Source organism: Paenibacillus sp. B-A-8 (assembly GCF_048572915.1).
Classification (GTDB): Bacteria; Bacillota; Bacilli; order Paenibacillales; family Paenibacillaceae; genus Paenibacillus_AQ.
Window position 1 is genome coordinate 3,017,549 of the sequence record NZ_CP183882.1, and the last position, 15,617, is coordinate 3,033,165.

General features: G+C 40.2%; 14 protein-coding genes and 1 pseudogene. 12 read left to right on the forward strand and 3 right to left on the reverse strand.

The annotated features are described in order from the left end of the window. Positions 1-32: 32 nt before the first annotated feature. Complete coding sequence (locus tag ACN6MV_RS13095) at positions 33-821, reverse strand: tyrosine-protein phosphatase (protein WP_419886501.1); 789 nt, start codon at positions 819-821, stop codon at positions 33-35. Positions 822-1,017: 196 nt separating this feature from the next. On the opposite strand from ACN6MV_RS13095, the gene ACN6MV_RS13100 reads away from it, so the two are divergent. Further along, positions 1,018-1,839, forward strand: coding sequence for a DUF2785 domain-containing protein (locus ACN6MV_RS13100; RefSeq protein ID WP_375102762.1), 822 nt, complete (start codon positions 1,018-1,020; stop codon positions 1,837-1,839). A gap of 97 nt (positions 1,840-1,936) precedes the next feature. After that, complete coding sequence (locus ACN6MV_RS13105) at positions 1,937-3,328, forward strand: alpha/beta hydrolase (protein ID WP_419886502.1); 1,392 nt, start codon at positions 1,937-1,939, stop codon at positions 3,326-3,328. A gap of 148 nt (positions 3,329-3,476) precedes the next feature. On the opposite strand, the gene ACN6MV_RS13110 is transcribed toward ACN6MV_RS13105, so the two are convergent. After that, positions 3,477-4,205 (reverse strand): SDR family oxidoreductase, encoded by a 729-nt coding sequence (locus ACN6MV_RS13110; protein ID WP_419886503.1) that lies wholly within the window; start codon positions 4,203-4,205, stop codon positions 3,477-3,479. Between the two features lie 164 nt (positions 4,206-4,369). Here ACN6MV_RS13110 and ACN6MV_RS13115 point away from each other — a divergent pair. The 10 genes and pseudogenes from ACN6MV_RS13115 to ACN6MV_RS13160 all read left to right on the forward strand — a co-directional run bounded on the left by ACN6MV_RS13115 (position 4,370) and on the right by ACN6MV_RS13160 (position 14,954). Continuing rightward, positions 4,370-4,697 (forward strand): annotated as a pseudogene (locus ACN6MV_RS13115) (winged helix-turn-helix transcriptional regulator). Between the two features lie 4 nt (positions 4,698-4,701). Beyond that, positions 4,702-5,172, forward strand: a complete 471-nt coding sequence (locus tag ACN6MV_RS13120; RefSeq protein WP_419886504.1) for a hypothetical protein — start codon at positions 4,702-4,704, stop codon at positions 5,170-5,172. Between the two features lie 144 nt (positions 5,173-5,316). Beyond that, complete coding sequence (locus tag ACN6MV_RS13125) at positions 5,317-5,679, forward strand: BlaI/MecI/CopY family transcriptional regulator (protein WP_419886505.1); 363 nt, start codon at positions 5,317-5,319, stop codon at positions 5,677-5,679. A gap of 2 nt (positions 5,680-5,681) precedes the next feature. Further along, a complete protein-coding gene (locus tag ACN6MV_RS13130; RefSeq protein ID WP_419886506.1) occupies positions 5,682-7,751 on the forward strand; it encodes a M56 family metallopeptidase in 2,070 nt (689 codons plus the stop codon). Positions 7,752-8,994: 1,243 nt separating this feature from the next. After that, positions 8,995-10,011 (forward strand): ABC transporter substrate-binding protein, encoded by a 1,017-nt coding sequence (locus ACN6MV_RS13135; RefSeq protein WP_419886507.1) that lies wholly within the window; start codon positions 8,995-8,997, stop codon positions 10,009-10,011. A gap of 13 nt (positions 10,012-10,024) precedes the next feature. Next, entirely contained in the window at positions 10,025-11,041 is a 1,017-nt protein-coding gene (locus tag ACN6MV_RS13140; RefSeq protein ID WP_419886508.1) for a FecCD family ABC transporter permease, read from the forward strand. After that, positions 11,034-12,071 carry a FecCD family ABC transporter permease gene (locus tag ACN6MV_RS13145; protein ID WP_419886509.1) on the forward strand — a complete coding sequence of 346 codons (1,038 nt, stop codon included), beginning with the start codon at positions 11,034-11,036 and terminating at the stop codon, positions 12,069-12,071. The genes ACN6MV_RS13140 and ACN6MV_RS13145 overlap by 8 nt, the downstream gene beginning before the upstream one ends. 19 nt (positions 12,072-12,090) lie before the next feature. Further along, positions 12,091-12,891 (forward strand): alpha/beta hydrolase, encoded by an 801-nt coding sequence (locus ACN6MV_RS13150; protein ID WP_419886510.1) that lies wholly within the window; start codon positions 12,091-12,093, stop codon positions 12,889-12,891. A 10-nt stretch (positions 12,892-12,901) separates the two neighbouring features. After that, complete coding sequence (locus ACN6MV_RS13155; protein WP_375102770.1) at positions 12,902-13,654, forward strand: alpha/beta hydrolase; 753 nt, start codon at positions 12,902-12,904, stop codon at positions 13,652-13,654. Positions 13,655-13,829: 175 nt separating this feature from the next. Further along, on the forward strand, positions 13,830-14,954 hold the full coding sequence (locus ACN6MV_RS13160; protein WP_375102771.1) for an amidohydrolase family protein: 1,125 nt from the start codon (positions 13,830-13,832) through the stop codon (positions 14,952-14,954). A 129-nt stretch (positions 14,955-15,083) separates the two neighbouring features. Here ACN6MV_RS13160 and ACN6MV_RS13165 read toward each other — a convergent pair whose 3' ends face one another. Continuing rightward, positions 15,084-15,617, reverse strand: a complete 534-nt coding sequence (locus tag ACN6MV_RS13165; protein WP_341112387.1) for an SRPBCC domain-containing protein — start codon at positions 15,615-15,617, stop codon at positions 15,084-15,086.

A 15,617-nucleotide genomic window follows, 5' to 3' on the forward strand; every position in this document is an offset into this window, starting at 1 on the left:
CTTAATGAATTAGTTCACCGCTCAACAAGTTATTAAGCTTCTAAACAGTAGGCTTGTAGCTGCTTGCGCTTGTCTGCTGTCATGCCGAATTCCTGTTCGAGAAAAACCTCTACACTTTTATATCGCGCGTCGATGGCAGAGAAAATGGCTTCCATGAATTCTCTGCGTAATATAAGCGCAGCCATAACAGTATCTACTTCCTTCGGTGATAGATGTTGTGAGGCTTGCTTTTTTATTTGTTCATTCATAGGACCGAGTGTCTGATTGGAGAGCAAATAGTCTTCAATAATCGTCTCTCTCGGAACTCCGAGTGCTAGGAAGATGAATGCTGATCCAACGCCAGTACGATCTCTTCCACCGGCACAATGATGCAGGATACTAAATTCATCTGGAAGCATAATGGTTGCCATAAGTCGCTTAAAGGAAGGGTTATTAAAAGCCATATCCAAATACATATTAACCAAGAAGTCTGTCGTAAAATGTTCAAGGAACCCAGAACGAACCACATCTCTCATGTCTCCAGGAACCTCTTGCTTTAGCGCAGGTACACAAATGTTATTAACTCCTGGAATGACTGGATCTGGCTTTAAACGAACCTCTTCTATCCCTCGATAATCAAATATGGTCTTAATTCCAAGTGATTTAAAGAGCTTTATATCTTGATCGGTCATTCCTGTTAATTCGGCTGATCGAAAAAACAAACCGTATTTGACTTTACGGCCATCCGAGGTGGTGTATCCGCCCATATCTCGGAAATTGAGAATGCCTTTAAAGGGGAGTACACGATGCTTAGAATCTGTTTTTTCTAGTTTCTGGTTCATTTTCGTACCACCTTTGGTTGGTTATTGAATAGGCTATTCTAAAATGTAAAAAGGGTGTCGCTTAATAATAAAAGTGTGCCATTATTACTATATATAGTACCATGTTAAGTGCCAACAATCCGAAAGGATAGTGTGACATTTTACAAACTAATGTTATTACGCTGCATACGGAAAATTTCTAGTAGGAGTGTGTAAAATGAATTTAAAAGAAAAGTTGATATTAATAAAAGAAAATGACTACCAAGCAACTCCCGATACATTCCAGTTGATACAAGAAATGATACATAATATCGGTTCAGTGGATGCCGAGCTACGTGATGAGCTAATTTATACAACCTTATCATACTGGATTCCTGGAAATTCTCTTACTGAAAACGAACTAGAACAACTACTGCCCGTTATTTTGGATAACAACCATTTGCTTTTTAAGCTTGGCGAAATAAATACAGACTCGGTCTTCACTCGTTCTTTCTCTATGCTAGTCATACCCCTCCTTTTTATGAAGCATAAAGAATCGCCATTTCTCTCTAGAGAGCAAATTCTTCAGATAAAAGATAAGGTATTTTACAATGTACAAAAAGAACGAGATTACCGTGGGTATGATGAAGAAAAAGGCTGGGCTCATGCCATAGCTCATGGAGCAGATGCTTTAGATGATTTGGCTCAATGTTCCGAACTGGATGAAAATGACCTCTTAACCATCCTCGATTTGGTTTACGATAAGGTGACCATAACAGATCGAATATACTCTGATGGGGAAGATGAGAGAATGGTAAGATCCATAATTAGTGTTTTAAATAGAAAAATACTTAGTCAGACTTATGTAGAGCGATGGATTCAAAGTTTTGGTGAAGTGGAGAAAAATTCAGAATTTCTTCCTGCCTTTAGGCAAAAAAATAATATAAAGAACTTTTTGAAAAGCTTATACTTTCGAGTTAAGTTTTATAAAGTAGATGCCAATCTCTGCCCAACGATCGAGCAAACTTTATATAAAGTTGAGAAAGTATACTACTCCTAAGTGAACAATCCACTTGTGAAAAAATGTTCATAATCCCATATAAATCCTGTATAATGAGAAGTGTGAAAACGTTTGAACAATAATCAGGAGGGGTTCTATGCATTCAAGTGGATTATTTAAATGGAGCTTTTGGGGACTTGCTGTATTATTTTTGTTAGCGCTTTCGGGATGTTCCAGTAACGGAAATGTAAATGAAAAAGTTGCTACTTCACCAACCCCCACTCCAACGATAAGCAATACTTCTAATGCATCGGATAGCCCAACCAGTGTGGAGGTGGCAAAAGGTACCGTGGACATCGAAAATATAGGTGAGCGGAGAATATTTGTTTATTTGCCTGCAGGATATGAAACTGACAGCGAGCGTTATCCCGTTGTGTATATGCACGATGGGCAGAATGTTTTTAATACAAATACCAGCTCTTTAGGCAAAGAATGGAGAGTTGAGGAGATCATAGATCAGCTCGTTGCTGATGGAACTATGGAGAAGGTTATCGTGATAGGAGTCGCTTCAAGTGATGGATCAGAACGGGGAATGGAGTATGTTCCATTTCCGGATGAGTCTATTCCTTCGGATGGAACGAGTGCAGAGAAATTTACCCAATATTTTATCAATACAGTTATTCCTTATGTCGACGATGCTTATCGGACCATTCCCGATCGGGATCACCGTATGATTATGGGATCGTCATTCGGTGCTATTCAGGCATTGTGGATGGGTTATCAACATCCGGAGACCTTCTCAGCGATAGGGGCTTTATCCCCTGCCACTTGGGTAAGCAATGGGCGTATATTGGATGAGCTGGCGAAAGAGACAGAGAAGCCTGCATTGAAGATTTGGCTCGACATGGGTGTAACCGAAGGAATGCCAATTGATCCGCTTGTGAATGTATTAAAATCGAAGGGATTTGTATTAGGCAAGGACCTATTCTTTCAGATGGACCCTCTGGGTACACATGAAGAGAAGTCATGGAATAGACGTGTACATAGTCCATTGATTATGTTCGCCGGGAAAGAGGCTGTACAAAAGAGCAAGCTTGAAGTAAGCGACTATCTGACATTACTCTCACCGGAAGCACTCGATGTACGCCTTAATTTAATAGCCACTATGGATAATGGGATGGATTATACAATCCTTGACGGAGTTGGATATGAAGTGTTGAATCCTGAAGTGGGGCAGATAGATATGGCAGGTAAGGTGAGCTTCCTGAAACCGGAATCCTTGAAAGTTAATGTTTCATTTCAAGGTGTTACTGAAGAACATTTGGTTAACTATGAGCATTATGTAAAGGTATTTAAAGTTTATGTGAAATCTCTTGATGTTGACGAGAATGGGAATGAGTTCTCCATTAACCTGAAGGCTTCAGCTCGAAAAATTAATTCAACTCCTGAATATATCACAGCGCTAGTGAGGGCCGCTGAAAAAATCGGTATATATAAAATTAAGGAGATTCAGGAGGATGTAATTCGTATAATCTTTAATACGAAGTAGTCATAGAAATTCATATTTGAAATTCCTATCATCCTAACTAAGGGAAGCGGATTCCCCGGCTGATAATCAAGGAGTTTCTCTCTAATTCTTTAAACTAAAAGGAGCTGACCCCCTAAGTAGCATTTCCTACTTATGGAGTCAGCTATTTTTATCGTAAAATATACCCTCCATCCGGAAATAGGGTGCTTCCCGTAGTATAGTTATTAGTCATCAAATAAATGGTTGTATGTGCTGCTTCGTCGGCATGGCCAACCCTGCCAAGGATATTCATATCCGTATATTCATCGTAAGCTTTATCTCTAGTTTCCTGCTCTGCACCTTCCCAATTAAAGTTGGTATGAATGGTCCCTGGGGAAATGACATTTACCCGAATCGGAGCTAATTCTACAGCCAATGCTTTTCCCAGACTCTCAATCGCGCCGTTACAAGCTGCATAAGATGCACCGTCTGCAAGTGGTCGTTGACTGAATGCGCCAGACATCAGAACAATGGAGCCTTTAGGATTAATATATGGGATCGCGTATTTCACAGCATTATATTGAGGCCAGAACTTTGCATTAAAGCAGCTATGAGCAATCTCTAAGCTTGAAGTAATGGGTCCTCTAACATAGGAGGCGCCCGGAGTAAACAAATGATCGAAGTTGCCGATTTTTTCGAAAAAAGACTTTAAGTCTTCTTCATTTTGATTATCAAGCGAATGAATTTCGGTAGATTCGAGCCCTAGAAATTGTTGAGCTTTAGCTAGTTTATCTTGAGAACGACCGGCGATAATGACCTTTGCACCTTGGTCAACAGCTTGTTTGGCGGTAGCTAGACCGATCCCCGAACTTCCACCGATGATGACTACGCGTTGATTTTTTAATGAAATAGTAGACATGTGTATCTTCTCCGTTCATAGTGAAATGGACTTATTAATTTCTGTTTTTTATTATTAGATATAAAAGAGAATCTGCACAGTACGCACTTTGTTCGTACTAGGTACGATTGTTCGTACTAGCCGATTAGAAAACACAGCATATGGCTATCGAAAGAGGGGATCACATGGATTTGCTGGAACCGAGATTGACCGGAGTGCTAACAACGCTTGAAAAGATCGGTGGAAAGTGGAAGCCGCTTATTTTGTTTATTTTGCACGAAACGATTTGGTGAACTCAGGAGAATCATCCCAGCTGTCTCACAGGGAACATTAACTAAGCAACTCAGGGAGCTTGAAGAGGATCAACTTATCGATCGAGTTAGTTTTCATGAGCTTCCACTGAGAGTGGAGTACAGTATTTCAGAACATGGCAAATCGCTGATTACTGTTTTGGATAGCATGTGCGGCTGGGGAAGGATGCATCAGGAGTATCTAAATAATACAAATAAGTAGGAGGGTGGACCTTATAATAAATACTATTTTGCAGGAACCAACGGGTCAGACCTACAAGACATTGATACAGATTGCTATGGAAGTGTGTGATGAATTTATTTTGGTTAAACGTGATCAGATGGAGTTAGAGCCAGAAGGATATGAACTATTGGAAAAGCTTCAACCTTTTCTCAAAAAGATCATTAAAGATGATTATTGGCCGGGGACTCGGCTTATGGGGCATTATGCAGATATTTATTTTTTTCATTGTTCTCCTGAGGCGGTTGATTTTCTATTATCCTATTCCACCAGCTTATACTCATGGGTGCAGACCAGGCTGCCCGATGATCTTTGTTTTCTAAAACAGGGACTGCCTTGGTTAATCAATACAGCTCATGAGGGAGAAAGTCATGTTGTAACTGATGTAGAAGAGGAGCTTAACCGACTAGAGGAAAGCGGACTATTGTTCCGTGATTTATCTGTGTTTTACAATTAAAAAAAGAAATCAAAGAGGCGATGTTTGCAAAGACATGGTCTTTTTGTTGTACTGAAAAATCTTTTATAGACAAAAAAATCTACAGGCTGTAAACTATTTCCAAACGGGAGGTCTAGAAGTTGTAGACCAGCGGGAGGAGTATGGATGAAGGATCTCAGGCTGACCGAAATGGAAGGAAAATTTGCGGAATTAATTTGGAAGCATGAACCGATCCCGTCAGGGAATTTGGTGAAGTTATGTGAATCCGAGCTGAACTGGAAGAAATCAACGACATACACAATGTTAAAACGTCTTGAAGCAAAAGAGATATTTATTAATGATAATGGTGTTGTAGGTTCTCTTATCAAAAAGGATGACTTTTATGCGGAGCAGAGTAAGGAGTTCGTGCAGGAAACCTTTGGCGGTTCGTTACCCAAATTTTTGGCTGCTTTTACAAAGAGTCGGAAATTAAGCGACACCGAAATAGATGATGTTCTAAGACTAATCCACGAGCATAAGGAGGAGTAACGGTGGATCAGCTGTTTGGACATATTTTAAACATGAGCATTACAGGAAGTTATGTGATTGTGTTTATCATCGTGGCACGGCTGTTCTTAAGAAAAGTTCCCAAGATTTTCTCCTATGCCTTATGGTCTGTAGTTTTGTTCCGACTTCTATGTCCGTTCTCTATTGAGAGTATATTTAGTTTTATCCCATCTGAAGTACAGAACACACCTCTGAATAAGCAATTTACACAAATGCCCCAAATCCAAGAAGTAATAAATACATCTGACCAAGTCGTAAATCATATATCAACCGTACTTGTACCCACTGAACCTGCTACCTCAGCTGTTATAACCCCTGCAAACTCAACAGACGCATGGATTAACATAGGCCACTTTATTTGGTTGATCGGAATTGCACTGCTGTTCATCTATAGCATTGTTGCAACTGTTCGGCTCTCACGAAACTTAAGAACGGCAACACTTCTTTTTGAAAATATATACGAGCATAGCGGCATTACCACACCATTTGTATTCGGCTTACTTAAGCCTAGAATTTATCTTCCGAGCGGACTCTCCGCTAATGAAAAAGCTTATATCATCAAACATGAGCAAGTGCATATTCAAAGGAACGATCATATTATAAAACCTGTCGCGTTCGCGGTTCTGTGTTTACATTGGTTTAATCCATTGGTATGGCTTTCTTTTTATCTGATGAGTGATGATATGGAGAAGTCCTGTGATGAAAGCGTCATAAGACAGATGGGCAGTGGTATCAAAAAGGAATATTCGATCTCACTTTTGAACTTATCTACCGGAAAACGATTTATTGGCGGTTCACCGCTCACCTTTGGCGATAGCAACACGAAAGGGCGTATTAAGAATATTTTAAATTACAAAAAGCCTGCTTTTTGGGTTGTTCTAGTCGCAATCATTGTCGTGGCAGCATTGTGTGTGGGATTATTAAGCAATCCGAAAAATGATTCATTAACCGTAAAGGACTATGCCGAGCAGTTTATGGAGAAGAACATTACGAGTTATGAGAACAATTCAAATATTAAAGTGATTGACAGTAAAATTACTAAGCTTGAAAAAATAGCGTCCTTCGACGATCTGCTTGCCACATCTTTGGAAATTTGGAGTTTAGAATATCGCTTGAAGCCGGATGATCCAAGTAAGCTGACGATGACAGAAAATATGGTTGATGGTTTTATAACCGAAGAAGGAAGCATGGGCAAGCCAATTCTTTTATTCTCCACTCTGAATTCGACACCGCATTACTTGGGCGTAATCAAGAGCGGAGAGAATGATATGTCAACACCAGCCGGTCAGGAAATGGCAGTGCGTGTATTTCTTGAAGCAAACAATCAGCTTCCACATGAAACCTATATAGGGAATCACATGCTAGTGAAATTCCCCTTAACGACAGGTGAAACAAGCCAATTGTTGTTATCTCAGCCTGTTGTTCAAGGAGATTCAGGGATTTGGTGCGTGGAACGCTGGAAGGATACGAATGGGAATGAATATTACCATACCCCCCAAACCGATGGTACGATCGCTGAATATTATGCCCGTCTGCAGGCATTGGCTGATCAAGGGGAGGAGTCAGCTCTTCTTGATCCTTTACAGGTCGCTATGAATTATATAAGCAATGATATTGGAATGGGTCAGCATATAAAGCTGGATCAGCTAGTAGTGGATAATGAGGCTACAGCTGATGATTTTGCGATCACCCCCGAGAGTACGTTAAATGGATATGTTTTAAATCTTAGTTTGGAGAATAATTCCTTCGATTTTGATAACATTGAATGGCTGACGATGAAGGATTCTGCTCGTTTTAAAGGGCTGAATATTAATCCAGACGACGATATGCCTAATGGATTTTATATTCTCAACAAATATACGTTTACCGATCCATTAAAGGTTACAGATGAGACGAAATACTCCATAGTGGATGCTAATGTAGGTGCTCACAAAGAGGTTAGCAAGCAGGAGTTTATTGAATATTTCAAGCGGTATACAGATTTTGTACCACCGTGTGTGATAACTACAAGAGACGGATATGTCACCAGTATCACTGAGAGATATGTACCGTGAAATAGCTATGTATGAAAAAAGTTGAACTTATATTTATAGCGTAGAAGAACCCGCATTTGTTGCGGGTTCTTTTGCATGTTCTTCAGCATGTGTATCGGCGCTGGCTCGTTTACGTTACCTTCGGCACATTGTATTCGGTTTTTCGCATACATTTGGCTCGTTTACGTTATCTTCGGCACATTGTATTGGGTTTTTCGCATACATTTGGCTTATTACGTTATCTTCGGCACATTGTATTGGGTTTTTCGCATACATTTGGCTCGTTTACGTTGCCTTCGGCACAATGTATTCGGTTTTTCACATACATTTGGCTCGTTTACGTTGCCTTCGGCACAATGTATTCGGTTTTTCACATACATTTGGCTCGTTTACGTTACCTTCGGCACATTGTATTCGGTATTTCGCATACATTTGGCTCGTTTACGTTGCCTTCGGCACAATGTATTCGGTTTATCACATACATTTGGCTTATTTACGTTACCTTCTGCACAATGTATTCGGTTTTTCACATACATTTGGCTCGTTTATGTTACCTTCAGCACATTGTATTCTGTTTTTCGCATATATTTGGCTTATTTACGTTACCTTCAGCACATTGTATTCTGTTTTTCGCATATATTTGGCTCGTTTACGTTGCCTTCGGCACATTGTATTCTGTATTTCGCATACATTTGTCCGTAAGCTCGACTAAAACATGTATTCTAAGGATTTAAGGTCCGCTCGATCCGTCATTCCAAAGAGGCGTGTGCTTAATTAAAAACAGGGCTCTCCATGGTCAACAGTTGAATATAGACCCATCCCTTGAGCTCATTTCACATTTCTCCGCAATCTAGAAATTTTAAAAATTCTATTATAGCAAGCATAAACACCTTCGATGTTTTTATTAGGACGATTGAGTATAGGCCATTGCCAGACCCAACTATTTACGAAACTTATTCCGAACTACGACAGAGAGTGCATCTAGCTCGACAAGCTCTGCCAGAGCGTACGCCTATTGAAGACCAACCTGCTTTAGATGCAGTACATGTGACACGAATGCACCGCCAGTTCCATTTTCTTTTTTAATAATTACTTCACCTCCGGAAATTTCTCCCTTTATACTGATCTAACAATTTACAAAATTTCATAGATTTAAAGAAACCTATTGATAATTATTCTCACATGAATTATTATGATAACGATTCTCATTATCATTACTTTGTTGTGAAGAATGATAAATAAAATATAGATAGGGAGAGAGAACATGAATCAGAAAAAAGTTTTATTAGCAGGGGTATCAGCAGTTTTAGCTTTGAGTTTAGCCGCTTGTGGTAACAACGAGAAGGATAACGCAGCTTCAGAAAAAAGTGCAAATAATGCTGCAGTAGCAGCAGAGGGAAATGCAAATAGCAAAGGAAATGTGGCTCAGGAAGCAGTTGCCACTGAACAAACCATTACATATTTAGGTAAGGATTATGTAGTACCTGCAGAGATTCATAATATCGTAGCTGCTAGTCTTGAATCTATGGAAGATGCTGCAATTCTAGGCGTGAAACCAGTAGGGGTACTTGCTATAGCTGATGCCATTCCAGCTTATCTGTCAACGGAGTTAGCTGGCGCATCCTTAGTAGGGGATAAGTTTGCTCCAAGTAATGAAGCGATCCTGCAGTTAGATCCAGATGTTATTTTAGGGTCTTCCAAGTTTGGTGAAGATGTGTCAGGCGCACTTAATAAAATTCAAACGATGATTCCTTATTCACATATTTCAACAAACTGGAAAGATAATTTGCTCTTATTAGGCCAATTATCCGGTAAAACCGCAGATGCGGAAAAGATTATCAACGATTACGAATCTAAAGCCGCTGGTGCTAAGGCTGAAATTGGAGAAAAGCTGAAGGATCAATCCATTCTAGTGATTCGTATACGTCAGGGCAGCATGTGTGTATATCCTGCGGGCGTTTATCTGAATCCGGTTATATATGAAGATTTGGGTGCTGCCATTCCTGAAGTGATCTCCTCTACAGAGGCACAAGCGGAGCTTTCATTAGAAGCTTTGGCAGATATTAATCCGGACTATATTTTCTTGCAGTTTGAGACCAGTGAGAACACTGATAATGCAACAGCACTTGATGATTTGCTCAAGAACCCGATCTTCAAAAGTGTAAATGCAGCCAAAAACAATCATGTCTTTGTAAACGCAATTGATCCGTTGGCGCAAGGTGGCACGGCATGGTCTAAAGTTAGATTCCTGGATGTTGCAATTGAAAACCTGTTGAAGTAAAACCGAAGGTGCGATGAATGAGATGAATACGAAAAATTGGAAAGTTATATTGATCCTATCAACTTCTCCATTATTCATCGTATTAGCAATGGTTGTATCCGTCTTATATGGTGTTAAGGATATTAGCATAGTAACAATTTGGCAGGCGATTACACACTTCGATGCGAATAATGTGGACCATAACATTATTATGACATCTAGATTTCCGCGTGTAATCGCTGCTTTATTAATTGGAGCGGCCCTGGCTGTTTCGGGGGCGTTAATGCAAGGCGTAACACGTAATTATCTTGCATCACCATCGATTATGGGAGTAAATGACGGATCGGCATTTGTTATTACGTTGGCTATGGTGTTTTATCCTGGATTATCGAATGTTCAGATGATTCTTTTATCTATGATGGGTTCAGCCATCGGAGCGGGTTTGGTTTTCGGATTTGGCTCCCTGGTGAAAAACGGCTTATCTCCAGTCAGACTAGCCATTATTGGTACAGTAATTGGCACTTTTTTAAGTAGTATTGCCTCAGCAGTAGCGATGTTTTTTCAAGTCTCACAAAATGTTAGCGTTTGGTATAGCTCGAAAATACATACCGTAAATCCAGATATGCTAATGTTATCAATTCCTTTTATTATCGTTGGATTGCTCTTGGCGGTTAGTATTTCTAAATCTGTAACGGTTGCCTCCCTAGGGGATGAAACGGCGGTTAGCTTGGGTCAACGGACAAAATGGGTGAAAATCATCAGTATTCTATCTGTTGTATGTCTAACAGGAACAGCGGTGGCTGTAGTAGGTAAGATTGCCTTTGTAGGTCTAATCATTCCTCATATTACACGTTTTATCGTAGGTATCGACTACCGCTTCATCATTCCTTGCTCGGCAGTGATTGGGGCTGTTTTTTTAGCGTTTTGTGATGTCATAAGCCGGTATATTAATTTTCCGTTTGAGACGCCAATTGGCGTTGTAACAGCCTTTATTGGAATCCCGTTCTTCCTTTATTTAATTCGGGTTAAAGGGGGAGAGCAACGTGGATAGAGGAAGGATACAGTTTAGTCGCTATCTATTGACGCTATTGGCTTTTATCCTGCTAACACTTGTGGCGGGGTATTTTCATCTTACGAATGGTGCTTTTGATATGTCTGTCATGGATGTGATAAAAACGCTGCTGCGAATAGATCCCAATCCTAAATTTGACCTCGTTATTTTTCAATTTCGACTACCACGGATCATTATTGCCTCATTAGTAGGTATAGGTCTGGGGATAGCTGGAACGGTCATTCAAGGCATTACCCGAAACGGGCTGGCTGATCCAGGTATCCTCGGAATTAATGCAGGTGCGGGAGCTGCCATCGTTGCGTTTATGTTTTTCTTTCAAATGTCGGGGGCAACTTTTTTTAAAGAAAGCTGGTTCTCGATATTAGCCATGCCGCTCTTTGGTTTTGTGGGGGGGCTTGCTGCAGTTGCGGTGATCTTTATTTTCTCATGGAGAAATGGTGCACTTGATATGCAACGTTTGATATTGACGGGGATTGCAATTAGCAGTGGTTTTGGTGCGTTGTCGTTGTATCTTTCTCTAAAAATGAATGCAAGTGATTATGAAATGGCCGCGGTTTGGAGTGTTGGAAGTATTTACAGCGCGAACTGGACTTATATCATTATGATCGCACCTTGGGTGCTTATTTTAGGATTTGTGATGTATCGAAAAAGCTATTTGCTCAATTATTTTCAATTGGAAGACTCCAGTACAAAAAGCTTGGGAATTTCCGTAGAAAAAGAAAAGCTGATCTTTCTGTTATGCAGTGTGGGGATCGTAAGTGTCTGTGTATCTGTATCCGGTTCTATAGGTTTTATAGGATTGATGGCTCCTCATATCGGCAGAAGATTAGTAGGGAATAATCACCGTTATATTATGTTATCTAGTGCGGTGGTTGGAATGTTTTTGCTGGTGATCTCGGATTATTTTGCCAAAACGTTATTTCAGCCAGCAGAGTTACCTGTGGGGATAGTCGTTTCGATTATTGGTATTCCTTATTTCTTATATTTATTAGCAAAGTCAAGAGTGTAGGGGAGAGCGAGCAGCACATATGTCAACACAAGTTGAACTCGAACGCACAGAATCATGGAAGCTAGAATCTCAGTATATGGGCTACACGTATGATATAAAGGTCTCAATTCCGAGAGAAGAGGCCCCTGAGAATGGATTTCCCGTCTATTACATGCTCGATGGTAATTCATATTTTCAATTGGGCCGGGATGTCGTGAAATTGCAATCCAGAAATGCTCCAAAAACTTTGATAGCACCGGCAATCGTGATTGGCATTGGACATTATGGTTCAGATGAAGAAGTCTCTAAAAGAAGATTTTATGATTTCACGCCGCCTGCAAAGCAGTATGTATATCCAGATCGATTAAAAAATGCTGATATAGGGCCACATGGGGGTGCTGAAAAGTTCCTATCTTTTTTAGAGTTAGAATTAATGCCACGTGTCTATGAAAAATATAATGTCGATCAACAGAAGCAAGCCTTGTTTGGTCACTCACTAAGCGGGTTATTTGTTCTCTGGACGCTATTTACTCGAGCGGAGCTATTTCAGTATTTTTTGGCTTCCAGCCCTTCGATTTGGTGGAATGATCATGAAATTCTGGCGTATGCGGACCAGTTCTATAACAAGGCTCAATCGATAAGAACCGTGAACCGAAAGCTACTGATCACAGTAGGCAGTGAAGAGGCGTTTATGGTCGATGACGCTAAGATATTATTTTCAAAAATGAGTGAGTTTGCTTTGCCTAATTTACAGGTTGAGCATTACGTAGCGCCAGATGAAAACCACGCGTCAGTTGTGCCGACCATCATGAGTAGAGCGTTCCGTATGTTGAACCGTTAAGGAGGGGGATATGACGAAAATGATGTTAGGAGAACTTACTACTTTCGAACATATGGGGCGACAAATTACTATGTTTCTCCCTAAAGCATATCATTTGTTTCCTGAACGAAACTTCCCGGCGGTTTTCTTACAGGATGGCGATTTCTTGTTCAAAGAGTCGATTGCTGATATAGAAAGGGATGTGGAGGAGGGGATTACAGAACCGGTTATTTTTATCGGGATTGATTCTCAGCTTCGTAATAATGAATATACGCCTTGGGAAATGCCCGCTCTTTTTAAGGATTGGTCCTTTGGGGGGAAGGGTGATGATTATCTGAATTACGTCTATCAGGATCTAGTACCCTATATAAAAAGTTTATTTCGCATCTCCAATGAGCCGAAGAAATTAGCTTTAGGCGGTGTCTCACTAGGTGGATTAATAAGTCTGTACGCGATGTATAAAAATGAGGATGTTTTTAATAATTTTATACTCATATCTGCATCTGTGTGGTTTAAAGATTTTATACATTACATGGAGAATACAAGGCTAGATAGGGAGTACTGCGTCTATATGTATGTTGGTGAACAGGAAGGTATCCTCAAGACGAATGCGCAGAAGGACATGGTGCCTAATAGCAAACGTGCTTATGATATTTTAAAAGGGAAGATAGATGGAGCAGATCAACGGGTGAAGTTTGAGACAGATCCGTTGGGGACACATCATGATACGTTTTTCCTGCAATATTTTCCGAATAGCATCAGGTACTTATTTCCCGCAAAATGAATAAAGGGAAGAGCATAGGGAGTATCCTTGCGTTCACCTATTTATCGTTTTTAATTTACAAAATATATTTTTAATGGCAATATAATCAAGAGAGCGTGTGTGAACGATCCTGTTTCACTATTTCATGAGTACTTAGCGATCTTACTGATATGTTTCGAAAAATGGAGGATGAGCCATGCAGAAGTATAGGTATTGGGTCGCTGGTATTCTGATAATATTGGCAGGTGTGTTTATTATTTATTTTAGTAAAGAAAATGAGATTAAAACAGTAACTGTGAATGAAAATGCTGCTCAGACAACGGAGATAACAGAAGCTTCTACAAATGAACCTAGCATGATTCCTGATGATGACAAGGTAGCTATAACAGATTTATCTGCCAAGTATAAAGAACTGGGTTTAATTGATGCGCATAATCATGATGCCAGTGGTCTGAAATATTTGGGCATGTTGAGGACGTGGAAAGATATAGGGGTGCAGCAGGTTGTTATGTTTGGAGATGTATCGGAGCCTAGCGCCATCCTTACAGATAAATTTGCATGGAAGGCTTATCAGAAATATCCCAATATAATTATTCCGTATTTTTCGGGGTTTGATTTGCATGATCCGGAAAGTCTTAAAGTCGTGAGGAATAATTTAGAAATGGGTTTTTTTGGTCTGGGTGAAGTGGTAGGCGCTTCTACGATGTCTCCAGTGGTATCCAAGGTGGCATGGAAAGCTAATGATCCTATGGATGGTTATCTTCCGCAAATCTATGATATTATCGCTGAATATAAAGCACCGATCTTATTGCATATTGATCCGCCAAACGGTGTTGCTGTCGCCAAACTTGAGCAAGCGTTGGAGGAACATCCGAAGACTATCATTATTTTTGGACATATCAATGCCTATAATACTCCTGAAGAGATTGACCGGTTGTTGTCCAAGCATCCCAATCTTTACGCTGATTTTTTTGCTGGTTTTTCCGTTTATAACGTTGAGGGTGGAAATAATCCCGAGCAATTTATTCCAGTTATGAAGAAGTTTCCGGATCGATTTATGCTCAGCACAGATTCCGGTTATGGGATTGGCAGTGAGAAAATTGCAATTGATGCGATGTACCAAATGCTTGATCTGCTCGATGATCCTGGGCTTGCCCGAAAAATAGCTCATGACAATTTGGATGGGATCATCAAAGCTCAACCGGCTACGGATACTCAGCTTGAGTTAATCCGGAAGCTAGAACAAGAAACTGGAACGATCTATCATGTAGAGAATTTGTCAAAGGCTGAAGCTGGACAAATTTTAGCAGAAACCAATTAGATGTGAGTATACACAGGGATAAAATAGCAATAGGACGAAGCAGCAATAAGCACTCTGCATCGTCCTATTTTTCACATATATATTAGATTACCAACTTATTTAAGCTGCTGATGCTCCGTTCATGTCTTCTTAGTTGCTCTTTTGTAAATTCTCAAGATGTACGTCCAGATTATCAAAGGTTTGTGAAATACCCGGTAGCATACCCATATCGATCACTTGTTGTAGCGCTTCTGGAGAGGCATATTTCCCGGTGTTAACCAACTTCGTTTGACCATCCAGTTCGATAAAATCTAGTTGGACTAGTGTTTCAGGCAGATCTTCTGAAATATTACCTTCTGCATCTGAGAACCAGTCTGTGTAAATAATTTGCTCCGGGATCGTAATTTCCCGATAAAGCGCCTTGCCCCAAGACTCCATGCCGTAGAAATCACCTTGATTCTTATCCTCACATTTCATGCAATAATGCCAAGTGCCTCCTGGACGAAAATCGACATGGCATACAGGAAGCGTCCAACCTTTTGGCCCCCACCAATGCTTCAAATGCTCAGCCTCAGAAAAAGCCTTAAAAACTAGCTCACGCGGAGCTTTAAAAATACGCTCTAATATTAAAGTGCTGCCTTCAACTTTGGATACTAGTTGGTTAGTTGGGTTAGAATTTGTCAT

Coding starts and splice junctions, on each gene's coding strand:
- ACN6MV_RS13095 (WP_419886501.1), bottom strand. CDS start 821: ATGAACCAGAAACTAGAAAAAACAGATTCTAAGCATCGTGTACTCCCC.
- ACN6MV_RS13100 (WP_375102762.1), top strand. CDS start 1,018: ATGAATTTAAAAGAAAAGTTGATATTAATAAAAGAAAATGACTACCAA.
- ACN6MV_RS13105 (WP_419886502.1), top strand. CDS start 1,937: ATGCATTCAAGTGGATTATTTAAATGGAGCTTTTGGGGACTTGCTGTA.
- ACN6MV_RS13110 (WP_419886503.1), bottom strand. CDS start 4,205: ATGTCTACTATTTCATTAAAAAATCAACGCGTAGTCATCATCGGTGGA.
- ACN6MV_RS13125 (WP_419886505.1), top strand. CDS start 5,317: ATGAAGGATCTCAGGCTGACCGAAATGGAAGGAAAATTTGCGGAATTA.
- ACN6MV_RS13135 (WP_419886507.1), top strand. CDS start 8,995: ATGAATCAGAAAAAAGTTTTATTAGCAGGGGTATCAGCAGTTTTAGCT.
- ACN6MV_RS13140 (WP_419886508.1), top strand. CDS start 10,025: ATGAATGAGATGAATACGAAAAATTGGAAAGTTATATTGATCCTATCA.
- ACN6MV_RS13150 (WP_419886510.1), top strand. CDS start 12,091: ATGTCAACACAAGTTGAACTCGAACGCACAGAATCATGGAAGCTAGAA.
- ACN6MV_RS13155 (WP_375102770.1), top strand. CDS start 12,902: ATGACGAAAATGATGTTAGGAGAACTTACTACTTTCGAACATATGGGG.
- ACN6MV_RS13160 (WP_375102771.1), top strand. CDS start 13,830: ATGCAGAAGTATAGGTATTGGGTCGCTGGTATTCTGATAATATTGGCA.
- ACN6MV_RS13165 (WP_341112387.1), bottom strand. CDS start 15,617: ATGACAAATTCTAACCCAACTAACCAACTAGTATCCAAAGTTGAAGGC.